This window comes from Methylobacterium sp. Leaf118, from assembly GCF_920984675.1.
Taxonomy (GTDB): Bacteria; Pseudomonadota; Alphaproteobacteria; order Rhizobiales; family Beijerinckiaceae; genus Methylobacterium.
This window is the reverse complement of record NZ_CAKLBV010000002.1, coordinates 82,470-106,068: the sequence shown is the minus strand read 5'-3', so window position 1 is coordinate 106,068 and position 23,599 is coordinate 82,470. Positions and strand designations below refer to the sequence as shown.

Below are 23,599 nucleotides of genomic sequence, written 5' to 3'. Positions count from 1 at the left end.
CGCCGCCAACACCTTCGAGGAGGGGGCTCTCTCGGCTTTCGGCGCGATTTCGTTCAGAAGAAGCCCATGTCGGCGCGTCACCCCATCATCTCGGTCACCGGCTCCTCGGGAGCCGGCACCACCTCGGTCCGCAACACCTTCGAGCAGATCTTCCGCCGCGAAGACGTGAGTGCGGTCTATATCGAGGGGGACGGCTTCCACGCCTTCGACCGCGACACGATGCGGGCGATGATGGCGCGGGAGCCGACGCTGAGTCATTTCGCGCCCCGCGCCAACCTCCTGCCCGACCTGGAGGAGGTGTTTCGGAGTTACGGCGAGAACGGCACCGGGCGTACCCGCCACTACGCCCACGATGCCCATGACGCCGCGCGATACGGGATCCCCGAGGGCACCTTCTCGGCCTGGGAACCGTTCGACCCGGGCTCGGACCTGCTGTTCTACGAGGGCCTGCACGGCTGCGTGGTCGACCACGCCGTCGACATCGCCCGCTATCCCGACCTCAAGATCGGGGTGGTGCCGGTGATCAACCTCGAATGGATCCAGAAGCTGCACCGGGACCGCTCGACCCGGGGCTATTCCACCGATGCCGTCACCGACGTGATCCTGCGGCGGATGCCCGACTACGTGCAGACGATCTGCCCGCAATTCTCGTGGACGGACATCAACTTCCAGCGGGTGCCGATGGTCGACACCTCCAACCCCTTCATCGCCCGCTGGATTCCCACCGCCGACGAATCGATGGTGGTGATCCGCTTCAAGGATCCGAAGGGGATCGATTTCTCCTACCTCGTGTCGATGATCCACGACAGCTTCATGAGCCGGGCCAATTCCATCGTCATCCCCGGCGGCAAGCTCGATCTGGCCATGCAGCTGATCCTGACGCCGATCATCATGCAACTCGTGGAGCGACGGCGGCGGCTGGCTTGAATGGGCGCGGGGGCTGGTCGGCGAAGGGGGCCGGTCTGTCGATGACGAAGCGTCAAGGGGGGAGCATCGGCCCAAGAGGGAGAAGCTGGCTCCCGGAACCGCCGATGCGTCACGAGGCCCAAGATCATCGGCCCGGATAAGACCATGACGATTCGCTCGACCCTCTGAGGGGCTGCCGAGAGTCGATTTCCGCCCTTGGACGCGGCTTCCGGTGTGACGGCCATCCAATCCGGTGCGGACATGGCGCACCGGATTTTTGCACGGGCTAACCCGTTGATGTTACAGCACCTATCGCGCTGTTCATAAATCTTGATTTATGCACAGCACATTGTGCATCGAGCGTTGCTCGTGTGGCCTATTTCTGCGGGCCGGGGCCTCATTTGTGCCCCGGCCTTCGCACTACTCAGAACAGGGATGCAATTATTACGACGACAGCTACGGCGGCCAATATGACCAGATTACCTTTGAATCTTACGGTTAAATTTTTTTTATTGTCAAAGACACATCGACATGGGACGATATAAGGGTTGCCCGGTGTTTTTTCATGTGAAGAAGCTCACTAGAGTAGCAGGTGCGACACGGCGCACCGCTGTTTTTGCATTTCACATCTCCCGAGACCCCAGCACCAACCCGGTGATAACGATGCAGCAATCCGTCAGAATCAAGCATAAGAAAATTCGAGGGCCGAAGCGAAGCGTTGTATTTTATGGGGATCGCTTGCAGCAAGCGCGTGAAGCCACCGATCGAACTCAAGAAAACATGGTCGGTATTGACCTGAGCCTTTCTAGTATTCAACGCGCGGAGCGCGGCAAGCCCGTGTCATACGAAACGGCAATGGCGATTTGCTCACTTCTCGAAATTCAGCCTGAGAAATATTTGGCGCCAAAAGCCGGCGCCAGTGCCTCCGCTCCCGCGATCATTAATAATATAACCGAGCTTACGAGGACAGAGCAAAATAATATAAACCGGCTTCCTAAAACATATATTGGTCGATTCTACAGCATTTGCGTAGATCAGATTGGGCAGGCTGCATTCGATGATTTCATTGTTGATAATGATGACGGTCTCTCTGGTGCTGCTGGTACGGCTGAAGGCGATACGATAAGATTTCAGGTTGCTGACGGTGAGATTGGTCAGGCAGGTTTTGATGCCAGTACACTTGTCATATATCGCGTTCATTCAGATGGCGCTTTAGCTGATAGAATTAATACTGAATGTGACTTACGTGTAGGCTTTTATGATGCCGGCAATCTAAAAGGCAAATATTTTATTCTCGAATTTCGTGGTAAATATAAAGAACTTACATGTGGCTTTGTGGATCATATAGACCAAAGAGAGTGGGCGTCGCTATGGCGCTTATTTTTTATAGTCGAAACACTATCAGAGCTTAAAACAATCCAGAATACTGACAGCGCAGTTCTTCAACCGCTGTTTTCTACCCCTGATGACCGTTGGCTTGGAAATTGTATATTCCTGATTTGCGAACAGCATCGTATCGAACAGTTTCCAGATGTCACAAGATATATGTCTCTGCCTTAGCGCAACGGACGCTGTCCCATAATGGAGTCTTATGCGACCGCCCCCAAATCTCGGCAAGCCTTTCGCTTGCAGATTTCAAAGTCAAGCGGCAAGTCTGTGAGACGCTCAAAGCTTGCTACATAGCCTGAAAATCAGCCTCTCGCATGGTCAAGCGGATTAGGCTGCGCTCCCAAGCTCAAAAATCCGTATGCAGGCGCGTCCCAAAAAAGTCGGCCGGGCCCCGGTCGCGGTTGTAGGCCGGGTTCTCGACGTGCTGGTAGTCGACGGTCACGGTGACGGCCTTGGTCAGGTTCATCGCGTAATAGACCTCGACCGCTCGCTCCGGCGCGTAGCGGAGGCGCCCGTCGCCGATCAGGAGGCCGAGCCCGCCATTGGCGAAATAGGCCTGGTGCGCCCGGGAGATCGTGTTCCGCGAGGCGCCGAGGCCGACCGTGTCCTGCGGGCGGCCCCAGGCGCTGCCCTTCAGCGAGAGCCCGCCGGAGACCGAGCCGTCGACATCGGTGAAGGACAGGCTCTCGTTGCGCCCGTCATTGGCGCTGGCGCGGGCGAACAGGCCGAGATCGGGGGTGAGCGCCTGTTCGAGGTTGACGTAGAGGCCGCTCTTGCGCCGGGGCGCCCGGGTCGCGGCGGCGGCATCGTTGATGTCGGCGAAGGCCCCGCCCTGCGTCAGCGCCACGACCTGCCGGAAATCGGCGGCGTTGCCGACATTCGAGAACAAGCCGAGCCGTAGGCGGCCCGGCTGGACGAGGACCGGCAGCGTATAGCGCCCCTCGAACTCGAGATTGGCGCCCGCCCGCTCGAACACGCGCGGGTCGAGCACGTCGGACGAGGGCTCCTTCGGCACCTGCGTGTAGGCGGCGCGGATCGCGAACTCGGCCCGATTGTACTCGACCATCACGCCTTGGGTGAAGCCGGGGAGGTTCGCCGGAAAGTCCCAGGCGGCCGACGCCCACAGGCCCCAGTTCATGAAGTCGACCCGGGGGTCGTGGGCGTAGAGGTTGCCGTCGAAGAAGTCGCCCAGGGCGAACTTGCCGGCGATCACGGTGATGCGCTCGACATCGCGGGTGCCGGCGATGGCGTTCGGCCCGTCCGGCACTTCCTCCGTCTCGCCGCCGAGGCCGAAGGTCTGGCGCACGAAGTAGCGGTTGGAGCGCAGCTTCGGGAAGGGCGCGCCCGCCTTCTGGGCCTCGCCGTTGACGAAGCCGGCGACGCCCAGCGTGCGCGACAGGCCGAAGCCCTGGCTGAATTCCGGGTTGTAGTAGAGTTCGGTCCCCTCCCAGAGCTTGAGGCCGAGGAAGAGCGTCGCGGTGGTGGTGGCCTGGGCCTGGTCCGGCACGAGGCTCTGCGGCCCGCGATAGGGCGCGCGGAACCCGCTCACGGCCTGGTTCACGAAGGTGGTCTGGCCATGGAGCGAGAAGCGGCTGTCCCGCGGGGCGTCGTCCGCCTCGTCCGGCTGGAGCGCCAGCGCCTGGGGGTGCCAGATCAGGCGCGCCATCATCTGGTTCGAGACGAAGGCGGTGCGGGTCGAGACCGGTCCGCCCGCAGGCCCGGGCAGGATGCCAAGATCGAAGCGGCGGCTCTCGCCGAGATCGCTGTAGCGGTAGTCGATCCCGAGGGAGAGGTGGGGATGGACCGCGAACTGGACGCCCGCCCCCAGCGTGAAGCCGAGATAGGCGAGATCGCGGGAGGCCGTTCCGGCCGGGCCGCCCGCCGGGTCCGGATAGGTGGCGAGCACCCGCCCATTGGCGCCCGCGAGCCCGGCGCTCGCGTAGATCAGGCTGTTGCCGAAGGCGTAGCCGAGGCGTCCGCGGAGGGTCCCGAACAGGTCGGTCTTCTCGCGGATCAGGGCGAAGGGCGGGTCGACGGCCTGGTAGCCGAAGCCGGCGGCGTCGGAGCGCAGGCCCCGCTTGAGATTGGCGCCGACGAGGTCGGCCTCGAGGCCGTAGACGAAGGCGCCGTCCTGCCAGGTCCAGCCGGCGAAGGCGCCCCCGACCACCGTGGTGGCGTCGGCGCCGAGATCGCGGCTGCCGGTGGCGTCGCCCGTCCCGATGGCCGAGACCCGCCGGGCGCCGATCGTCGTCGGACCGATCTCGTAATTGCCGAACGAGGCCCCCGCGCTGCCCTGGAGGCCGAAGGAGGGACCGGACCAGTCGATCACGCCCGCCGGCGGCCGAGCCGCGGGATCGGCGGCCGCGCTCTCCCGCGCCCAGAGGCCGAGGGTCACGGCGACGAGGACCGTCGCGCTCCGGGCGACCCCTCGTCCGATTCCGCCCTGCGTCCGCACGTCCGGCCATCCTCGCTTAATCCGACAAGCGAGGTATCAGATCGTCCCGCCGCCGCAATCCGTGCCGCGACGAGCATCCCGGAGGGTTGCCGTTGCGCCACGGCGGAAGGGAAGACGGATTCGTCCGACAGGACGATGACAGCCGGCGAACCACGCGCCGCTGGGGCGCCCTCGCGGCCTGAACCCCGGAAAGGTGGGGGCCGGGCCGCCGCGCGCCCTTGCGGCGGCCAAGCGCTGCCGTATGTAGGCGTGGCCTAGACCCCCATCAGGTTGGGCAACGACTTCAGGGGCGCATCGGTGACGATGCGCCCTCTTTCGTTTCGCCGGCTCGCGAAGGAAGCGGTTTACTCGGCGGCAGCCTTCGCGGCGGCAGGCTTGGCCGCCGGCTTCGGCACGGGCTTGGCGGCCTCGGGCTGGATCGCCGCCTGCTGGTTCACGTCCGGCACGCGCGTCCAGGTCTGCGAGCCGCACAGCACCTTGAGCATGCAGCCCTGGACGTTCAGTTCGCCCTCGCTCTCGCGCTCCAGGTTCACCTGATAGATCTTGCCCTCGTCGGCATTGTAGATCTCGCCCGCGAAGCTGGCGTCATCGGGCTTGAGATTGTCGAGCAGCGTCATGCCGATGATCGGGCGGGCGCGCTTCTTCGGGTCGGGGTTCTTCACGTCGGTGCGCGCGGCACCGGCCTCGGTGGTCGGCGACTTGAGCCAGACCACCTTGCCGCAGGCATTGGTGCCGCCGGGCCCGCAGCGCTCGACGCGGATCTTCGCGCGGCCGTCGCCGGTCAGCCAGGTGCCGGTCGGGTCCTTGGGCGCGGCGAAGGCCGAGCTGGAGACCAGGAGGGCGGCGGAAGCGAGGATGAGGCGCATGGATCGGCTCCTGAGGCGGTGCCCGAAGGCGGGGGCTTTACGGAGATCGGGACCGCCGCCCTCCGCTCGGACGGGCGGCGCGTTCATTCCCGATGAAGCCCGCGCAATCCGGCGATTTTTCGGCGCTGTTGCGTAAAAGCCATGGCGAAGGCGGATTCCGCCGCGCGCCTCGCCTCGGTTGAGGCTTCCCGGGGGCGCCGCTATAAGCCGCCCGCGCCGGCTGCCCCGCGCGTCGCGCGAATCCCCCTTCTTTCAGCATCCGGACCGAACCCATGGCCCTCGAGCGCACCTTCTCCATCCTCAAGCCCGACGCGACCCGCCGCAACCTCACCGGCGCCGTCAACGCCGTGATCGAGGCCGCCGGCCTGCGCATCGTCGGCCAGCGCCGCATCCGCATGAGCCGCGATCAGGCCGAGACCTTCTACGAGGTTCACAAGGAGCGCCCGTTCTTCGGCGAGCTCGTGGAGTTCATGACCTCGGGCCCGGTCGTCGTGCAGGTGCTCGAGGGCGAGAACGCCGTCGCCAAGTACCGTGAAGTGATGGGCGCCACGAACCCGGCCCAGGCCGCCGAGGGCACCATCCGCAAGCAGTTCGCCGAGTCGGTCGGCGAGAACACGGTGCATGGCTCGGACAGCGTGGACAACGCCAAGAACGAGATCGCCCAGTTCTTCACGGACGCCGACATCGCGGCGTAAGCTGCGTCCTCGCCGAGGCCGGTCCCGACCGGCCTCGTGCGTTTGGCCGGGCGAGCGTCGCCCGGCGGACTCACCCGCGCGCCAATCGCGCGGGGCCGGGCGCATTCCGCGCCGGTGTGACTCCCCAGCCCTAGCGGCGCGGGCAAGCTTGGCCGGAAACCGGAGGGGACGATTTCCCGTCACCTCACGGATGTTCCCTTCATGCGCTCATCGCTCCCGCGCACCGGCCGCCTCGTGCTCGCGGCTGGCCTGCTCTCGCTGCTCGCCGCCTGCAACACCGCCGGCCGCCCCGGGCAATATGCGGCGCTCGACGGCTACACCCCCGACCCGACGCTGAAGAGCGCCTCGAAGAGCAACCTGACCGGCCGCGTGCGCCACGCCTGCACCGTCGTCCAGGCCCGGCTCCAGAAGGTCGAGGAAGCCGCGCTGACCGCTCCCTGCGGCTGCTACGCCGACCGCACCCTCGCCTCCCTCGACAAGGGGGAGATCGCCTCCTACCGGACGACCGGCTACTTCAACGACACCGCCACCGCCAAGGCCCTGACGGCCCTCGACAGCTGCAAGCTGCCGCGCCCGGTCTAAGGCGGCGAAGGCCCGACCCAGAACCCCGTCCGCGACGGCCGGGGCGCTTCGTCCCATCGGAGAAGCGCCCCGGCGGCGGCCCTCGCCCGCCCAAGTCCATCCCGAGAGCATCGGCCCGAACGGGTTTCCGGGTCTCGGACCAAGGCGATGGGGAACGCGAACGGCGCGCATCGCCCTGGACCCGAGCGCCCCGAGCGGTTCCCTTGCAAAAGGCGGCCGATGGCTCCCGGCCCCCCATCCTGAAGAACCTGTCCGAGGGGGACGATCGGGGATGAGGGCCGTTGCGCGAGCCTCTGGCGACCGCCCGCGGCGGCCCTGCCCGGTCCGGCAGCCCAGGATGATCTACGCGGCCCTGATCGCACCGGGCAGAATCCCGAGCGACGGCGCCCGCCGCCCGGTCCGATGCGACGGGACGCGTCGCACCCGGCGCTCAGACGTGGATCGCCCGCTTGTCGACGGCGAGGGCAGCTTCCTTGACGGCTTCCGTCAGCGTCGGGTGGGCGTGACAGGTCCGGGCGATGTCCTCGGCGGAGGCCGCGAACTCCATCGCCACCGCGACCTCGGCGATGAGATTGCCGGCATCGGCGCCGACGATGTGCACGCCGAGCACCCGGTCGCTCGTCTCGTCGGCGAGGATCTTCACGAAGCCGTCGGTGGTGCCGTTGGCCTTGGCGCGGCCGTTGGCCGTGAAGGGGAACTTGCCGGCCTTGTAGGCGATGCCGTCCTTCTTCAGCTCTTCCTCGGTCTTCCCGACCGAGGCGACCTCCGGGAAGGTGTAGACCACGTTCGGGATCACGCCGTAATTCACGTGGCCCGACTGGCCGGCCAGGATCTCGGCCACCGCCACGCCCTCGTCCTCCGCCTTGTGGGCGAGCATCGGCCCGCTGATCACGTCGCCGATGGCGTAGAGGCCCGTCACGTTGGTGGCGTAGTGGCTGTCGGTCTGGATGCGGCCCTTCTCGTCAGTCGCGACGCCGACCGTCTCGAGGCCCAGCCCCTCCGTGTAGGGCACCCGGCCGATGGCCACGAGCACCACGTCTGCCTCGATCCTCTCGGCCGCGCCGCCCTGCGCCGGCTCGACGGTCACGGTCGCGCCCTTCTTGCCCGTCTCGACGCCGGTCACCTTGGTCGAGAGCTTGAAGACCATGCCCTGCTTGGCCAGGATGCGCTGGAACTGCTTGCCGACCTCGCCGTCCATGCCCGGCAGGACCCGGTCGAGATACTCGATCACCGTCACCTCGCTGCCGAGCCGGCGCCAGACCGAGCCGAGCTCCAGCCCGATCACGCCCGCGCCGATCACCACGAGCCGCTTCGGCACCTGGGCCAGTTCCAGCGCCCCGGTGGAGGAGACGACCGTCTTCTCGTCGATGGTGACGCCGGGCAGCCGGGTCACGTCGGAGCCGGTGGCGATGACGATGCTCTTGGTCTCGAGCATCTGGTTGCCGCCGTCGTCCGAGATCACCTCGACCCGCCCCGCCCCGGCGATGCGGCCGCGGCCGTGATAGGTGTCGACCTTGTTCTTCTTGAGCAGGAACTCGACGCCCTTGGTGTTGCCGTCGACGCCGCTCTGCTTGAACGCCTGCATCTTCTTGAGATCGAGCTTCGGCGTACCGACGTCGATGCCGAGCTCCGGAAAATGCTTGTTGGCCTCCTCGAAGGCCTCGGAGGCGTGCAGCAGCGCCTTTGACGGGATGCAGCCGACATTGAGGCAGGTGCCGCCATGGGTCGCCCGCTTCTCCACCACCGCGGTCCTGAGGCCGAGCTGGGCCGCCCGAATGGCGCAGACATAGCCCCCGGGGCCGGTGCCGATGACGACGAGATCGTAGGACATGCGTTCAGGGCTCGCGGATCAGGGCGGACCGCGCCGGGCCCGCAGGAAGTCCGGTGCGCGGGCCTGACGGCCCGCGCATGTCGATGTCAGCCGAGGAAAGGCGGATCAGAGGTCGAGGACGAGGCGCGCCGGGTCCTCCAGCGCCTCCTTGACCCGCACCAGGAAGGTCACGGCCTCCTTCCCGTCGACGATGCGGTGATCGTAGGACAGGGCCAGATACATCATCGGCCGCGCCTCGATCTTGCCGCCGCGCACGACGGGGCGCTCCTCGATGCGGTGCATCCCCAGAATGCCCGATTGCGGGGCGTTGAGGATCGGCGTCGACATCAGCGAGCCGTAGATGCCGCCGTTGGTGATCGTGAAGGTGCCGCCCTGCATCTCGTCGATGGAGAGCTTGCCCTCGCGGGCCTTCTTGCCGAACCCGGAGATCTTCTTCTCGATCCCGGCGATCGACAGGTCGTCGGCGTCGCGCACCACCGGCACGACAAGGCCCTTATCGGTGCCGACCGCGATGCCGATGTGGTAGTAGTTCTTGTAGACGAGGTCCTGCCCGTCGATCTCGGCATTGACCGCCGGCACGTCCTTGAGCGCGCCGATCACCGCCTTGGTGAAGAAGCCCATGAAGCCGAGCTTCGTCCCGTGCTTCTTCTCGAAGATGTCCTTGTACTGCGCGCGGAGCGCCATCACCGCGCCCATGTCCACGTCGTTGAACGTGGTCAGCATCGCCGCATTGTCCTGGGCGCTCTTGAGGCGCCGGGCGATGGTCTGACGCAGCTTGGTCATCCGCACGCGCTCCTCGCGCGCGGCGTCGTCCGGGGCGGACGGGGCGCGGGGCGGCGCCTTGGCCTCCTGCTTCTCGCTGCCCTTCTCGGATCCCTTGGCGATGGCGGCGAGCATGTCGCCCTTGGTGGCGCGGCCGTCCTTGCCGCTGCCGTTCAGCGAGGCCGGATCGACGCCGGATTCCCGGGCGAGCTTGGCCACCGCCGGGCCGCTCTCGTCGGAGCTGCGGCCGGCCGCGGGCGGCGCATCGCCGTGGCTGCCATAGGAAGCGGAGGAGGTCTGGGCGGGCTTCTCCGCCTTGGTCTCGGCCGGCTCGGCGCTCTTCGGGGCGGCCTTCTCCGACTTGGCCTCCGACTTGGCCTCGGGCTTGGCCTCGGGCTTGGCCACCCCCTTGCCGCCCTCGACGATCGAGCCGAGCACGGCGCCGGGCTCCACCGTCTCGCCGTCCTTGACGAGGATCTCGCCGAGCTGGCCCGCAGCCGGCGCGTTCACCTCCAGGGTGACCTTGTCGGTCTCGAGCTCCACCAGGGGCTCATCGGCGGCCACCATGTCGCCGGGCTTCTTGAACCAGCGGCCGATCGTGGCCTCGCTCACGGATTCGCCGAGCGTCGGGACGAGGATGTCGGTTGCCATGCTCTGTTCGCGCCCCCTCGCGGGGGCCTCCTCTTCAGGATCTTGGAAAGGGGGAAGCGGGCCTTAAGGTCGTCCTCACGGCTGCCGCAGGATCAGGGACGGGACCGGCGCCGCCCTATAGGCGAAGCCGGCCTGCGCGGTGATGACGGGATCGGCCGCGCCGAGGGCCGTCGCCTCCGCCTGGTCGGCGGCCTCGACCAGAGCGAGGCCCCAGGCCCGGCCCGGCTCCGATCCGCCGCCGGGCTCGAACACCGGCCCCACCGCGATGGCGCTCCCCTCTCCGGCCCGCGCGATCCAGTAGGCCGCGTGCTCCGAGAACAGCGCCTTCTCGGCCTCCGTCGCGTCGGACGGGAAGGTCGGGCGAGGCGGGTCCAGGCGGAGCAGGAAGTAGGGCATCGCGGGCTTCAGTTCGCCAGGGCCTCGTTGAGGAAGGCCTGGAGCTGGGCGAGATGCTTCGACATCAGGCCCACCGCCGTCGAGGCCGAGGCCGGGCGTCCGACGTAGCGGGCCCGCTTCGAGGCGGAGCCGGCCTGGCCGAGGACCCAGTCGAGATAGGGCTCGACGAAGGACCACGAGCCCATGTTCTTGGGCTCCTCCTGGCACCACACCACCTCCGCGTTACGGAAGCGGGTCATCTCGTTGGCGAGCGCCTTGAGCGGGAACGGGTAGAGCTGCTCGACGCGCATCAGGTAGACGTCGTTGACGCCGCGCTTCTCCCGCTCCTCGAAGAGGTCGTAATAGACCTTGCCGGAGCACAGCACGACGCGGCGGATCTTGTCGTCGCGGGTGAGCTTGACGCCGCTCTCGTCCTGCTCGGCATCGTCCCAGAGGATGCGGTGGAAGGTCGAGCCCTCGGCGATGTCCTCGATCTTCGAGACCGCCCGCTTGTGGCGCAGCAGCGACTTCGGCGTCATCAGGATCAGCGGCTTGCGGAAATCGCGCTTCAGCTGCCGACGCAGGATGTGGAAGTAGTTCGAGGGCGTCGAGCAGTTGGCGACCTGCATGTTGTCCTCGGCGCACATCTGCAGGTAGCGCTCGAGGCGGGCGGAGGAATGCTCCGGCCCCTGGCCCTCGTAGCCGTGCGGCAGCAGCAGCACGAGGCCCGACATGCGCAGCCACTTGCGCTCGCCCGAGGAGATGAACTGGTCGATGACGACCTGGGCGCCGTTGGCGAAGTCGCCGAACTGCGCCTCCCACAGCACGAGCGCGTTCGGCTCGGCGAGGGAATAGCCGTACTCGAAGCCGAGCACCGCCTCCTCGGAGAGCATCGAGTTGATGACCTCCAGGATCGCCTGCCCGTCGCGCACGGAGTTCAGCGGCGTGTAGCGCTGCTCGTTCTCCTGATCGATCACCACCGCGTGGCGCTGGGAGAAGGTGCCGCGCTCCACGTCCTGGCCGGACAGGCGCACCCGGTGGCCCTCGATCAGCAGCGAGCCGAAGGCGAGGGCCTCGGCGGTCGCCCAGTCGATGCCGACGCCCGAATCGACGGCCTTGGCGCGGTTGTCGAAGAAGCGCTGGATCGTGCGGTGCAGGTGGAAGCCCGGCGGGGGCGTGGTGATCCGGGTGGCGATGTCGCGCAGGGTCTCCAACGGCACGCCGGTGCGGCCGCGGCGGGGATCGTCCACGTCCTCGCGCACTGCCTTGAAGCCGGACCAGCGCCCGTCGAGCCAGTCGGCCTTGTTGGCCTTGTAGCCGCCCGCCACCTCCAGCTCGCTCTCCAGGATCGCGCGGAACTCGGCCTTGCGGGCGTCGAGCTGCTCCTGGGTCAGGTCGCCGGCCGCGACGAGCTTCTTGCCGTAGGTCTCCAGCGCGGTCGGATGCTTGCGGATGCGCTGGTACATCTTCGGCTGGGTGAAGGCCGGCTCGTCGCCCTCGTTATGGCCGAAGCGGCGGTAGCAGAGCATGTCGATGACGACCGGCTTGCCGAACTTCTGCCGGTACTCGACCGCGACCTTGGCGGCGAAGGTGACGGCCTCCGGGTCGTCGCCGTTGCAGTGGAAGATCGGTGCCTCGACCATCTTGGCGACGTCGGAGGGATAGGGTGAGGAGCGTGAGAAGCGCGGATCGGTGGTGAAGCCGATCTGGTTGTTGATGATGAAGTGGATCGAGCCGCCGGTGCGGTGGCCCTTCAGGCCCGACAGGCCGAAGCACTCCGCCACGACGCCCTGGCCGGCGAAGGCCGCGTCGCCGTGGATGAGCAGCGGCAGCACCCGGCGCCGCTCGACATTCGGCTTGGCCTTCTGGTCCTGCTTGGCCCGCACCTTCCCGAGCACCACCGGATCGACGATCTCGAGGTGGGACGGGTTGGCGGTGAGCGAGAGGTGGACGTTGTTGTCGTCGAAGGCGCGGTCGGACGAGGCACCGAGATGGTACTTCACGTCGCCCGAGCCCTCGACCTCGGCAGGCGATGCCGAGCCGCCCTTGAACTCATGGAACACCGCCCGGAACGGCTTGGCCATCACGTTGGTGAGCACGTTCAGCCGGCCGCGATGGGCCATGCCGAGCACGATCTCCTCGACGCCCAGCGCACCGCCGCGCTTGATGATCTGTTCGAGGGCCGGGACCATCGCCTCGCCGCCGTCGAGGCCGAAGCGCTTGGTGCCGGTATATTTGAGGTCGAGGAACTTCTCGAAGCCCTCCGCCTCGATCAGCTTGTTCAGGATCGCCCGGCGGCCCTCGGGGGTGAAGGAGATCTCCTTGTCCTTGCCCTCGATCCGCTCCTGGAGCCACGCCTTCTCCTCGGGATCGGAGATGTGCATGAACTCGACGCCGAGCGTCTGGCAGTAGGTGCGCTCCAGGATCGCCACGATCTCGCGGATCGTGGAGAATTCCATGCCGAGCACGTTGTCGAGGAAGATCTTGCGGTCCCAGTCGGTCTCCTGGAAGCCGTAATGCTGCGGGTGCAACTCCTCGTGGTCGCTGCGGGGCGCGAGCCCGATCGGGTCGAGCTTGGCGTAGAGGTGGCCGCGCATGCGGTAGGCGCGGATCAGCATGATCGCGCGCACGGAATCCTTGGTGGCCTGCTCGACCGAGACGCCGGTCGCGGCCACGATCGCCGCGCCGCGGCCGCCATCGACCGGCTTGCCGGCCCGCGCCTGGATCTTCTCGCCGAGCCCCTTCTCCAGGGCGGCCCAGTTGCCGTCCATCGCCGAGACCATCTCGCCGTTGAGCGGAACCGGCCAGTTCGGCTTCTCCCAGGAGGCTCCTGCGGCGTTCTTCTTGACCAGGGCGTCGTCCTCGCCCAGGGCCTCGAAGAAGCGCTGCCATTCCGGATCGACCGAGCCCGGATCGCGGGCGTGGGACGCCTGGAGTTCCTCGATCCACGCGGCGTTGGCGCCGTAGAGGAAGGAGGTTTGGAGAAGCGCTTCGTTCGCGTCCTGACGTGCCATCGGTGCCTGTCCTGCCGCTTGAGCGGTGCCGCATGCCGCGGGCCGCCCCTCAATCGATCCGGCGCGCCCGACGCGGGCGGGGCGCTAACGAGCCGCGTCGGGCCTCCGGATAACGTCGGGCCGCGCATGCGCCCCGACTTGTTCCATATGGGTCGCCCGAGCCCGCGTGCGGTGCAACACAGCCGCGCGGCTCCTGGTTACAGACCCACTCAACCCTTCAGCACCTCGACCAGCGTGCGGCCGAGCCGGGCCGGCGAGGGCGAGACGCGGATGCCCGCGGCCTCCATCGCCGCGATCTTGTCCTCGGCGCCGCCCTTGCCGCCGGAGATGATCGCGCCGGCGTGCCCCATGCGGCGGCCCGGAGGCGCCGTGCGGCCGGCGATGAAGCCGACCATCGGCTTCTTGCGCCCGCGCTTGGCCTCGTCGGCCAGGAACTGCGCCGCCTCTTCCTCGGCCGAGCCGCCGATCTCGCCGATCATCACGATCGACTGGGTCTTCTCGTCGGCCAGGAACAGCTCGAGCATCGCGATGAACTCGGTGCCCTTCACCGGATCGCCGCCGATGCCGACCGCGGTGGTCTGGCCGAGACCCTCGACGGTGGTCTGGAACACCGCCTCGTAGGTCAGCGTGCCGGAGCGCGAGACGATACCGACCGAGCCCGGCTTGAAGATGTTGGCCGGCATGATGCCGATCTTCGACTCGCCCGCCGTGACGACGCCGGGGCAGTTCGGCCCGATGAGCCGCGACTTGGAACCCTCCAGCGCGCGCTTCACCCGCACCATGTCGAGCACCGGGATGCCCTCCGTGATGCAGACGATCAGCGGAATCTCGGCGGCGATCGCCTCGCAGATCGCGTCCGCGGCGCCGGGCGGCGGAACGTAGACGACGGACGCCTCGGCGCCGGTGGCCTCGCGGGCCTCGGCCACGGTGTCGAACACCGGCAGGCCGAGATGGGTCGAGCCGCCTTTGCCCGGCGAGGTGCCGCCGACCATCTTGGTGCCGTAGGCGATGGCCTGTTCGGAGTGGAAGGTGCCGTTCTTGCCGGTGAAGCCCTGGCAGATGACTTTTGTGGATGCGTCGATCAGGATGGACATCGGTCAGCTCAGCCCTTCTTCACCGCGGCGACGATCTTCTGCGCGGCGTCGTCGAGATCGTCCGCGGGGATCACGTTGAGGCCCGAGCCCCGGATGATCGCCTTGCCCTCCTCGACGTTGGTGCCTTCGAGACGCACGACCAGCGGGACTTCGAGGCCGACCGCCTTCACCGCCGCGATCACGCCGCGGGCGATGACGTCGCACTTCATGATCCCGCCGAAGATGTTGACGAGGATGCCCTTCACCTGCGGGTCGGCGGTGATGATCTTGAACGCCGCCGTGACCTTCTCTTCCGAGGCGCCGCCGCCGACGTCCAAAAAGTTCGCCGGCTCCTCGCCGTAGAGCTTGATGATGTCGAGGGTCGCCATGGCGAGGCCGGCGCCGTTGACCATGCAGCCGATGGTGCCGTCGAGCGCGATATAGGCGAGGTCGTACTTGGAGGCCTCGATTTCCTTGGCATCCTCCTCGGTCTCGTCGCGCAGCGCGACGATCTCGGGATGGCGGTAGAGCGCGTTGGAGTCGAAGGAGATCTTGGCGTCGAGGCACTTGATCTGGCCGTCGCCGGTGAGCACCAGCGGGTTGATCTCCAGCATGCTCATGTCCTTGGCCGTGAAGGCCGCGTAGAGCTTGCTCGTCAGTTCGCCGACCTCCTTGGCCTGGGCGCCCGAGAGGCCGAGAGCCTTGGCGACCGCGCGGCCGTGATGGGGCATGATGCCGGTGGCCGGATCGACCGAGAAGGTCACGATCTTCTCGGGCGTGTCGTGGGCGACCTGCTCGATGTCCATGCCGCCCTCGGTCGAGACCACGAAGGCGACCTGTCCGGTCTCGCGATCGACCAGCATCGACAGGTAGAACTCTGCGGCGATGGAGGCGCCTTCCTCGATGTAGAGGCGGTTGACCTGCTTGCCGGCCGGGCCGGTCTGGATCGTCACCAGGGTCTCGCCCAGCATCTCGGAGGCGAACTGCTTCACCTCGTCGATCGACTTGGTGACGCGCACGCCGCCCTTGGCGCCCTCGGGCGCGCCCTTGAAGGTGCCCTTGCCGCGCCCGCCCGCATGGATCTGGCTCTTTACCACCCAGACCGGGCCGCCAAGTTCGTTCGCCGCGGCCTCCGCCTCCTCGGGCTTGAAGATCGCCACGCCGCGGGAGACCGGCAGGCCGAACTCCTTCAGGACCGCCTTGGCTTGGTATTCGTGGATGTTCATCGAGACCCTCGTCGGACGGGCAGGGGACGGGACGCGGCGGGTGAGCCCGCCGCGTGCGGCCTGACGGCGTTTAAGCCAGCTTCTCGTTGACGCTCTGGCAGGCGGCGATCAAGCCCTTCACGGCGCCGACCGACTTCTCGAACATCGCCTTCTCGGCCTCATCGAAGGTCACTTCGAGGACGCGCTCGACACCGTTCTCGCCGATCACCACCGGCACGCCGACATAGAGCCCGGTCACGCCGTACTGGCCGTCGAGATAGGCCGCGCAGGGCAGGACGCGCTTCTTGTCGCGCAGATAGCTCTCGGCCATGGCGATGGCGGAGGCCGCGGGCGCGTAGAAGGCGGAGCCGGTCTTGAGCAGGTTGACGATCTCGCCGCCGCCCTTCCGGGTCCGCTCGACCATGGCGTCGAGCTTCTCCTGAGTGGTCCAGCCGAGCTTGACCAGATCGGTCAGCGGCACGCCGGCCACCGTCGAGTAGCGGGTCAGCGGCACCATGTCGTCGCCATGGCCGCCGAGCACGAAGGCGGTCACGTCCTCGACCGAGACCCCGAACTCCTCGGCAAGGAAGTGGCGGAAGCGGGCGGAATCGAGCACGCCGGCCATGCCGACGACCTTGTTGGCCGGCAATCCGGAGAACTTCTGCAGCGCCCACACCATCGCGTCGAGCGGGTTGGTGATGCAGATGACGAAGGCGTCGGGCGCATGCTCCTTGATGCCGTTGCCGACCGCCTCCATCACCTTCAGGTTGATGCCGATGAGGTCGTCGCGACTCATGCCGGGCTTGCGCGGCACGCCGGCGGTCACGATCACCACGTCGGCACCGGCGATGGCCGAATAGTCGCTCGCGCCCGCGTAACGGGCGTCGAACCCGTCGACCGGGGCGGATTCGGCGATGTCGAGCGCCTTGCCCTGGGGCACGCCGTCGACGATGTCGAACAGGACCACGTCCCCCAATTCCTTCAGGCCGACGAGATGGGCCAGCGTGCCGCCGATCTGTCCGGCGCCGATGAGGGCGATCTTGCTGCGTGCCATGGTGGTCCTGCCTCCGGTCGGAAATCGTGTGGTTCGGCCCTGTCGGACTTGTCCAGTCGGATGGTGCGTTGCAGCCGAACCTTCGCCGATGACGTGCGATGCGGCCGGTGTTTGGCGGAAAAGCCACAGCGCTTCAACCCGATGCCGGGCGAGGCAAGCACACCTCAAGCCAGCCTCGGACTAAGGTCGAATGGGCGTGAGAGCCAGGAATGCCTAGCTTTCGCAGGCGATTACAGGACGCCGCACCGCAGATGGATACCCGGCAAGGGGTCGGTAACAAGGTTTTGTTTCTGTCATTTTTGAAGGTCCGGCCGGGCACGTCGCGTTGCAGCGCCCGTGTCCGTCGGCCTTCAGAACGTGCCGGTTCGCAGGGCCCGCTGGATCGACTGGATCACCGCCCCGAGCCGGGCGTCGAGCAGGTCGCGCGGGACATCCGAATCGTGCTGGATCGCGACCGGATGCGTGAAACGGTAGCTGGCGTCGAAGATCACCGCGATGGCCCGCTCGCGGTCCCGGGCGGCGAACACGCCGGTGCCGATGCCCTCCTCGACGACCCGTTCGACCAAGGCCCGCAGGCGGACCCGATGGCGGCGGGCGATCGGGCGCGACGCCACGGTGGCATCGAGATGCACCGCGAAAAGGTGCGGCTCGTGGGCCAGCATGTCGCTTTGCGCCGTGGCGAGCGCGCTGATGAAGCGCTCGATCTTGTCGTCGGCCGGGTCGGGCGCGTCGGCGATGCCGGCGAGCTCCGTCTCGAGATCGCGCAGCCAGCGTCCGGCCACGGCATCGAGCAGGGCGTCCTTTGAGGGGAAGTAGCGATAGACGTTGGCATGAGTCATGCCAGCTTCCGCAGCCACGGCGACCACCGTGACGCGTTTGGGCCCGAGGCGCATGAGGTGCTCGCTGGCGATGGCGAGCAACCGCGCGTCGGTGGAGAGGGGAGTCGGGCGTGCGCGGGCGGCGGGCCCGCTGAGCCTGGGTAACCGTGGGCCGTTGGATCGAGGTTCTAATCCGGAACCTGTCGCCTCTCGCTCATCGTCATCCAGGGTAAAAGGAAGGGAGGCAGGTCCATACGGCAGCATGTGTTTCCTGGCACGAAGCGATATAGCGTGGGGGCACTCGACCGGGACCGGTCGAGAGCGGTGCCGTCCCACGCGCTCGCGTGAGCCTTTCCGTCAAAGCAACAAATGGCAACCCCGTCCGGGTCAGGATTCGCGTCCGATGCCGGGGAGATTGCACTTAAAACGCACTAGGAGGCCCAAACCGGGGCTTTCGGCGCCGCGCCCCGCGCGGTACCGGACGGTTTCGTCGCATTTGCAAAACCGTCTAAGACCGCCCGATGACCCTCCCCGAGACGCCGGCGTCCCCGCCCGGCGAACCGATCGAAGCGCGTCTGCGCCGTGGCCTCGGGGCCCGGTCGATCGTGCTCGTCGGCCTGATGGGGGCGGGCAAGAGCACGGTCGGGCGCCGCCTCGCCAGCCGTCTCGGGCTGATGTTCAAGGACGCCGACCACGAGATCGAGGCCGCGGCCAAGCTCACCATCGCCGACATCTTCGCCATCTATGGCGAGGCGAGTTTCCGCGAGGGCGAGGAACGGGTCATCGCCCGCCTGCTGCGCGAGGGGCCGATGGTGCTCGCCACGGGCGGAGGCGCCTTCATGCGCGAGGCGACGCGCGCCCGGATCGCCGCCGGCGGCATCTCGGTCTGGCTCAAGGCCGACCTCGAGGTGCTGATGCGCCGCGTCCGCAAGCGCAACACGCGGCCCCTCCTCCAGACCGAGGATCCGGAGGCGACCATGCGCGCCCTCATGGAGGTGCGCCATCCGGTCTATGGAGGGGCCGACCTGACGGTCCTGTCCCGTGAAGTCTCCCACGACCGGGTGGTGCAGGACGTGATGGAGGCGCTCGACATCCACATGAACCCCTCCGCCGCCCGAAAAAGCTTCACCATGACGCAACCCCTGCGTGTGACCGTTCCGCTCAATGCCGGCCGCGACTACGACATCCGCATCGGCCGCGGCCTCCTCGACGAGATCGGCGCCGAGGCGCGGGACCTCGGCGCGCGGGCGGCGGGCATCGTCACCGACGAGACCGTGGCCGGCCTCTACGGCGAGCGGGTCCGGGCGAGCCTTGAGGCGGCCGGCCTGCGCTGCGGTCTCATCGCGGTGCCACCGGGCGAGAGTTCGAAGAGCTACGCCTCGTTCGCGCGGGTCTGCGACGGGCTGCTGGAGCAACGGATCGAGCGGGGCGATCTCGTGGTGGCGCTCGGCGGCGGCGTGGTCGGAGACCTCGCGGGCTTCGCCGCGGCGAGTCTGCGGCGCGGCGTCCGCTTCATCCAGGCACCGACGACCCTGCTCGCTCAGGTTGATTCGTCGGTGGGCGGCAAGACCGGGATCAACTCGCCGCACGGCAAGAACCTGATCGGCGCCTTCCACCAGCCGCGGCTCGTGCTGGCCGACACCGCGACCCTCGACACCCTCAGCGAGCGCGAGATGCGGGCGGGCTACGCGGAGGTCGCCAAGTACGGCCTGATCGGGGATGCGGAGTTCTTCGAGTGGTGCGAGGCCCACTGGGCCGGCATCTTCTCCGGCGGTCCGGAGCGCGACGAGGCGGTGGCCGCCTGCTGCCGGGCCAAGGCCGGAGTGGTCGTGCGCGACGAGCGCGAGGACGGCGAGCGCGCCCTACTCAATCTCGGCCACACCTTCGGCCATGCCCTGGAGCGGCTGACGGAATACGATTCGGCCCGCCTCGTCCACGGCGAGGGGGTCGCCATTGGGCTCGCCCTCGCCTTCCGCTTCTCGGCCCGGCTCGGCCTCTGCCCCGGCCAGGATGCGGGCCGCGTGGCCAACCACCTCGCGCTGGCCGGCCTGCCGACCCGCTTGAGCCAGGTGCCGGGCGGGGCCGGCGACCCCGATTCCCTGCTCGATGCCATGGCCCAGGACAAGAAGGTCCGCGACGGCCGTCTGACCTTCATCCTCGCCCACGGGATCGGACAGAGCTTCATCGCTCCCGGGATCGACGGGGCGGAGGTGCGGGCCTTCCTGGAGGACGAGCTGCGGAGCTGAACCGATCAGCCCCGTTTCGCCCGCCGCCCGAAGATCGCGGTGCCGACCCGGACATGGGTGGCGCCCATCTGGATCGCCGCCGCGTAATCGGCGCTCATGCCCATCGACAGGATCGGCAGGCCGTGCTCCCGGCTGAGGCGCGCCAACAGGGCGAAATGCGGTGAGGGCGGGTCCTCGGCCGGGGGAATGCACATCAGGCCCTGGATCGCGAGGCCATGGGTCTCGCGGCATTCCGCGAGCAGGGTCTCGACCTGATCGGGCGCAACCCCGGCCTTCTGCGTCTCGTCGCCGGTATTGACCTGGATCAGCAGCTTGGGGGTGCGTCCGCTCCGGTCGATCTCCTTGGCCAGCGCGGCGGCCAGCGAGAGCCGGTCGAGGGAGTGGATCACGTCGAACAGGGCGACCGCCTCCCGGGCCTTGTTGGACTGGAGCGGGCCGACGAAGTGGAGCTCCGTGTCCGGGAAGCGCTCCTTCAGGGCCGGCCACTTGTTCACCGATTCCTGGATGTAGTTCTCGCCGAACAGCCGGTGCCCGGCCTCCAGGGCCGGCAGGATGCCGTCGGCCGGCACGGTCTTGGAGACCGCGACGAGGTGGACGCTCGCCGGATCGCGCTCGCTGTCCTGCGCCGCCCGCTGCATGGCGGCGCGCACCTCGGCGAGCCCCGCGGCCACGTCGGCCTCGCCCACCGGCGGCTTGTCATCGAGGGCGGCTGCTGGATCCGTCATGGCCCCACCTAGTCGCCGGGCGGCCGGGACTTCAAGACCGGGCTCATGCGTTTCCGTCACGTACGCCCTGCCCCCGTCGGTTCGTCTCCGGAAAACGGACGAGCGCGGCCGAGGTTCGATCGGCTCCGGGTGCCGCGGTGCGCAAGACGTCGGTCGGCTCAGAAGGCCCGATCCCATCCCGATCCCATCCCGGAACCGGGCCCCGGGTCGGATCACGGGCCGGTCGCGTGTCGCATCGTTGACCCTTGACCGGCCGGATATGCTAGGTGCCGAGGCTCCGGCGACGCCTCGTGCGGCCCCTCCCCTTCCTGCTGATCTCCGGCGCCCGCAATGACCGATTCCGCTGCCCCCGCTCCCGTCGAGCGCTACAACGCCAAGGACGCCGAGCCGCGCTGGCAGGAGGCCTGGGCCACGGCCCGCCTGTTCGAGACGCAGAACGACGACGGTCGACCGAAATACTACGTGCTGGAGATGTTCCCCTACCCGTCCGGGCGCATCCATATCGGCCACGTACGCAACTACGCCATGGGCGACGTGGTGGCCCGCTACAAGCGCGCCAGGGGGCACAACGTGCTCCATCCCATGGGCTGGGACGCCTTCGGCCTGCCGGCCGAGAACGCCGCCATGGAGCGCAAGGTCAACCCGCGCGACTGGACCTACGCCAACATCGCCACCATGCGCGGGCAGCTGCAGAGCATGGGCCTCTCGCTCGACTGGAGCCGGGAGATCGCGACCTGCGATCCCGACTACTACAAGCACCAGCAGCGCATGTTCCTGGACTTCCTGGAGAAGGGCCTCGTCACCCGCCGCACCGCGAAGGTGAACTGGGATCCGGTGGATCACACCGTGCTGGCCAACGAGCAGGTCATCGATGGGCGCGGCTGGCGCTCGGGCGCGCTCGTCGAGCAGCGCGAATTGACCCAGTGGTTCTTCAAGATCACCGATTTCGCGCAGGACCTCCACGACGCCCTCGACGGTCTGGAGCGCTGGCCGGACAAGGTTCGCCTGATGCAGCGGAACTGGATCGGCCGCTCGGAGGGGCTGGAGGTCCGCTTCGCCCTCGCCACCCCCTTCGCCGACACGCACGCGTTGAGCGTCTACACCACGCGCCCCGACACGCTGTTCGGCGCGCGGTTTCTCGCCATCTCGGTCGATCACCCGTTGGCGCGCGCCCTTGCCGAGAGCGGTCCGGACGCCGCGAGCCTCAAGACATTCGCGGACGAGTGCCGCCGCATCGGCACCGCCCAGGAGGCGATCGACACGGCGGAGAAGCTCGGGTTCGACACGGGGCTGACGGTGCGCCACCCCCTCGATCCGGATTGGTCGCTGCCGGTCTACATCGCGAACTTCGTGCTGATGGAATACGGCACCGGCGCGGTGTTCGGCTGCCCGGCCCACGACCAGCGCGACCTCGACTTCGCCAACAAGTACGGGCTCGGCAACACGCCCGTGGTCTGCCCCGAGGGGCAGGACCCGGCCACCTTCGTGATCACCGACACCGCCTATGACGGTGACGGTCTGATGATCAATTCGCGCTTCCTCGACGGGATGAGCACCGACGCGGCGTTCAAGACCGTCGCCGACCGGCTCGAAGCGGAGAGGCTGGACGGCACCGCCGTCGGGCGTCGAAAGGTGCAGTTCCGGCTGCGCGACTGGGGCGTCTCGCGCCAGCGCTATTGGGGCTGCCCGATCCCGATCATCCACTGCGACACCTGCGGCCCGGTGCCGGTGCCGGTCGCCGACCTGCCGGTGAAGCTGCCCGAGGAGGTTTCGTTCGACCAGCCCGGCAATCCGCTGGAGCGCGACCAGGCGTGGCGGCAGGTGCCCTGCCCGCGCTGCGGCGCGGCCGCCCGGCGCGAATCCGACACCATGGACACCTTCGTCGATTCGTCCTGGTACTACGCGCGCTTCACGGCGCCCTGGCTCGCGGACGCTCCCACGGACCGGGCGACTGCCGACCACTGGCTCCCGGTCGACCAGTATATCGGCGGCGTCGAGCACGCGATCCTGCACCTGCTCTACGCACGCTTCTTCATGCGGGCGATGCGCGCGACCGGCTGGGCCGGCGTCTCCGAGCCCTTCGCCGGCCTGTTCACGCAGGGCATGGTCGTCCACGAGACCTACAAGGATCCGGCCGGCGCCTGGGTGCCCCCGGCCGAGATCCGGTTCGAAACGCAGGGCGGCGAGCGCCGGGCGTTTCACGTGAAAACCGGCGCGGCGATCACGGTCGGCCCGACCGAGAAGATGTCGAAGTCGAAGAAGAACGTGGTCGATCCCGACGACATCATCGCCAGCTACGGCGCCGACACCGCCCGCTGGTTCATGCTCTCCGACTCGCCGCCGGAGCGCGACGTGATCTGGACCGAGGAGGGCGTGCAAGGCGCCGCTCGCTTCGTTCAGCGGGTCTGGCGCCTCGTCCATGGCGCCGCCGCGGCGAACGGCGGAGCCGCCGCGCCCGATGCCGGCCTGCGCAAGGCCGCTCACAAGGCGCTGGCCGCGGTGGGGGAGGATGTCGAGCGGCTGCGCTTCAACCGCTGCGTCGCGCATATCTACACGCTCGCCAACGCCCTCGACGAGGGCCTGCGGGGCGGGGCTTCGCGCACGGCCGCGGGGGAGGCGGCGCGCATCCTCGTCCAGCTCATCGCGCCGATGATGCCCCACCTCGCCGAGGAATGCTGGACCGTGCTCGGCGGCCCAGACCTCGTCGCGCAGGCCCCCTGGCCCGAGGCCGACCGGACGCTGCTGGTCGAGGACGAGATCACCCTCCCGGTCCAGATCAACGGCAAGAAGCGGGCGGACGTGACCGTGCCGCGGGATGCCGACGCGGCGGCCGTGGAGGCGGCGACGCTCGCCCTCGAGGCGGTGCAGAAGGTCTTGGAGGGGCGGCCGCCCCGCAAGGTCATCGTCGTGCCGGGGCGGATCGTGAACCTCGTCGTCTGAGCCGTTGACCCG

The 23,599-nt window shown here is 67.9% G+C and carries 17 protein-coding genes; 6 read left to right on the top strand and 11 right to left on the bottom strand.

The window, feature by feature from the left end; all coding sequences use genetic code 11:
• Positions 1 to 66 precede the first annotated feature (66 nt).
• Both LW587_RS01615 and LW587_RS01610 read left to right on the top strand, forming a co-directional pair.
• The gene (locus LW587_RS01615) at positions 67 to 927 is read left to right on the top strand and encodes a phosphoribulokinase (protein ID WP_232627861.1); all 861 of its coding nucleotides are present in this window, start codon (positions 67 to 69) and stop codon (positions 925 to 927) included.
• Between the two features lie 510 nt (positions 928 to 1,437).
• Entirely contained in the window at positions 1,438 to 2,466 is a 1,029-nt protein-coding gene (locus LW587_RS01610; RefSeq protein ID WP_232627860.1) for a helix-turn-helix domain-containing protein, read from the top strand.
• Between the two features lie 175 nt (positions 2,467 to 2,641).
• Here LW587_RS01610 and LW587_RS01605 read toward each other — a convergent pair whose 3' ends face one another.
• A complete protein-coding gene (locus LW587_RS01605) occupies positions 2,642 to 4,750 on the bottom strand; it encodes a carbohydrate porin (RefSeq protein ID WP_232627859.1) in 2,109 nt (702 codons plus the stop codon).
• Between the two features lie 344 nt (positions 4,751 to 5,094).
• Complete coding sequence (locus tag LW587_RS01600) at positions 5,095 to 5,616, bottom strand: DUF2147 domain-containing protein (protein ID WP_232627858.1); 522 nt, start codon at positions 5,614 to 5,616, stop codon at positions 5,095 to 5,097.
• Between the two features lie 272 nt (positions 5,617 to 5,888).
• On the opposite strand from LW587_RS01600, the gene ndk reads away from it, so the two are divergent.
• Positions 5,889 to 6,311: a nucleoside-diphosphate kinase gene (gene ndk / locus LW587_RS01595; protein WP_232627857.1), complete on the top strand. Its 423-nt coding sequence runs from the start codon at positions 5,889 to 5,891 to the stop codon at positions 6,309 to 6,311.
• Between the two features lie 201 nt (positions 6,312 to 6,512).
• Complete coding sequence (locus LW587_RS01590) at positions 6,513 to 6,893, top strand: hypothetical protein (protein ID WP_232627856.1); 381 nt, start codon at positions 6,513 to 6,515, stop codon at positions 6,891 to 6,893.
• A 430-nt stretch (positions 6,894 to 7,323) separates the two neighbouring features.
• On the opposite strand, the gene lpdA is transcribed toward LW587_RS01590, so the two are convergent.
• The 8 genes from lpdA to LW587_RS01550 form a co-directional block, all read right to left on the bottom strand.
• A complete protein-coding gene (gene lpdA, locus LW587_RS01585; RefSeq protein ID WP_232627855.1) occupies positions 7,324 to 8,724 on the bottom strand; it encodes a dihydrolipoyl dehydrogenase in 1,401 nt (466 codons plus the stop codon).
• A gap of 105 nt (positions 8,725 to 8,829) precedes the next feature.
• Positions 8,830 to 10,137, bottom strand: coding sequence for a 2-oxoglutarate dehydrogenase complex dihydrolipoyllysine-residue succinyltransferase (gene odhB / locus LW587_RS01580; RefSeq protein WP_232627854.1), 1,308 nt, complete (start codon positions 10,135 to 10,137; stop codon positions 8,830 to 8,832).
• A 75-nt stretch (positions 10,138 to 10,212) separates the two neighbouring features.
• Positions 10,213 to 10,533 (bottom strand): YciI family protein, encoded by a 321-nt coding sequence (locus LW587_RS01575; RefSeq protein ID WP_232627853.1) that lies wholly within the window; start codon positions 10,531 to 10,533, stop codon positions 10,213 to 10,215.
• Between the two features lie 8 nt (positions 10,534 to 10,541).
• On the bottom strand, positions 10,542 to 13,526 hold the full coding sequence (locus LW587_RS01570) for a 2-oxoglutarate dehydrogenase E1 component (protein WP_232627852.1): 2,985 nt from the start codon (positions 13,524 to 13,526) through the stop codon (positions 10,542 to 10,544).
• A 209-nt stretch (positions 13,527 to 13,735) separates the two neighbouring features.
• Entirely contained in the window at positions 13,736 to 14,620 is an 885-nt protein-coding gene (gene sucD / locus LW587_RS01565; protein ID WP_232627851.1) for a succinate--CoA ligase subunit alpha, read from the bottom strand.
• Positions 14,621 to 14,628: 8 nt separating this feature from the next.
• Positions 14,629 to 15,825, bottom strand: a complete 1,197-nt coding sequence (gene sucC / locus LW587_RS01560) for an ADP-forming succinate--CoA ligase subunit beta (RefSeq protein ID WP_232627850.1) — start codon at positions 15,823 to 15,825, stop codon at positions 14,629 to 14,631.
• 70 nt (positions 15,826 to 15,895) lie between these two features.
• Positions 15,896 to 16,858: a malate dehydrogenase gene (gene mdh, locus LW587_RS01555; protein WP_232627849.1), complete on the bottom strand. Its 963-nt coding sequence runs from the start codon at positions 16,856 to 16,858 to the stop codon at positions 15,896 to 15,898.
• A 350-nt stretch (positions 16,859 to 17,208) separates the two neighbouring features.
• Positions 17,209 to 17,940 (bottom strand): TetR family transcriptional regulator, encoded by a 732-nt coding sequence (locus tag LW587_RS01550; RefSeq protein WP_332839814.1) that lies wholly within the window; start codon positions 17,938 to 17,940, stop codon positions 17,209 to 17,211.
• 257 nt (positions 17,941 to 18,197) lie between these two features.
• Here LW587_RS01550 and aroB point away from each other — a divergent pair, with 257 nt between their 5' ends.
• Positions 18,198 to 19,922, top strand: a complete 1,725-nt coding sequence (gene aroB / locus LW587_RS01545; RefSeq protein ID WP_232627847.1) for a 3-dehydroquinate synthase — start codon at positions 18,198 to 18,200, stop codon at positions 19,920 to 19,922.
• A gap of 5 nt (positions 19,923 to 19,927) precedes the next feature.
• Here aroB and LW587_RS01540 read toward each other — a convergent pair whose 3' ends face one another.
• Positions 19,928 to 20,647 (bottom strand): YggS family pyridoxal phosphate-dependent enzyme, encoded by a 720-nt coding sequence (locus tag LW587_RS01540; RefSeq protein WP_232627846.1) that lies wholly within the window; start codon positions 20,645 to 20,647, stop codon positions 19,928 to 19,930.
• 330 nt (positions 20,648 to 20,977) lie between these two features.
• Here LW587_RS01540 and leuS point away from each other — a divergent pair, with 330 nt between their 5' ends.
• Positions 20,978 to 23,587: a leucine--tRNA ligase gene (leuS, locus tag LW587_RS01535; RefSeq protein WP_232627845.1), complete on the top strand. Its 2,610-nt coding sequence runs from the start codon at positions 20,978 to 20,980 to the stop codon at positions 23,585 to 23,587.
• Positions 23,588 to 23,599: the final 12 nt, after the last annotated feature.

Bases quoted from the DNA above. Each gene is read 5' to 3' on its own strand.
- LW587_RS01615 (WP_232627861.1), top strand. From the start codon at position 67: ATGTCGGCGCGTCACCCCATCATCTCGGTCACCGGCTCCTCGGGAGCC.
- LW587_RS01610 (WP_232627860.1), top strand. From the start codon at position 1,438: ATGGGACGATATAAGGGTTGCCCGGTGTTTTTTCATGTGAAGAAGCTC.
- LW587_RS01600 (WP_232627858.1), bottom strand. From the start codon at position 5,616: ATGCGCCTCATCCTCGCTTCCGCCGCCCTCCTGGTCTCCAGCTCGGCC.
- ndk (WP_232627857.1), top strand. From the start codon at position 5,889: ATGGCCCTCGAGCGCACCTTCTCCATCCTCAAGCCCGACGCGACCCGC.
- LW587_RS01590 (WP_232627856.1), top strand. From the start codon at position 6,513: ATGCGCTCATCGCTCCCGCGCACCGGCCGCCTCGTGCTCGCGGCTGGC.
- lpdA (WP_232627855.1), bottom strand. From the start codon at position 8,724: ATGTCCTACGATCTCGTCGTCATCGGCACCGGCCCCGGGGGCTATGTC.
- odhB (WP_232627854.1), bottom strand. From the start codon at position 10,137: ATGGCAACCGACATCCTCGTCCCGACGCTCGGCGAATCCGTGAGCGAG.
- LW587_RS01575 (WP_232627853.1), bottom strand. From the start codon at position 10,533: ATGCCCTACTTCCTGCTCCGCCTGGACCCGCCTCGCCCGACCTTCCCG.
- LW587_RS01570 (WP_232627852.1), bottom strand. From the start codon at position 13,526: ATGGCACGTCAGGACGCGAACGAAGCGCTTCTCCAAACCTCCTTCCTC.
- sucD (WP_232627851.1), bottom strand. From the start codon at position 14,620: ATGTCCATCCTGATCGACGCATCCACAAAAGTCATCTGCCAGGGCTTC.
- sucC (WP_232627850.1), bottom strand. From the start codon at position 15,825: ATGAACATCCACGAATACCAAGCCAAGGCGGTCCTGAAGGAGTTCGGC.
- mdh (WP_232627849.1), bottom strand. From the start codon at position 16,858: ATGGCACGCAGCAAGATCGCCCTCATCGGCGCCGGACAGATCGGCGGC.
- LW587_RS01550 (WP_332839814.1), bottom strand. From the start codon at position 17,940: ATGCTGCCGTATGGACCTGCCTCCCTTCCTTTTACCCTGGATGACGAT.
- aroB (WP_232627847.1), top strand. From the start codon at position 18,198: ATGACCCTCCCCGAGACGCCGGCGTCCCCGCCCGGCGAACCGATCGAA.
- LW587_RS01540 (WP_232627846.1), bottom strand. From the start codon at position 20,647: ATGACGGATCCAGCAGCCGCCCTCGATGACAAGCCGCCGGTGGGCGAG.
- leuS (WP_232627845.1), top strand. From the start codon at position 20,978: ATGACCGATTCCGCTGCCCCCGCTCCCGTCGAGCGCTACAACGCCAAG.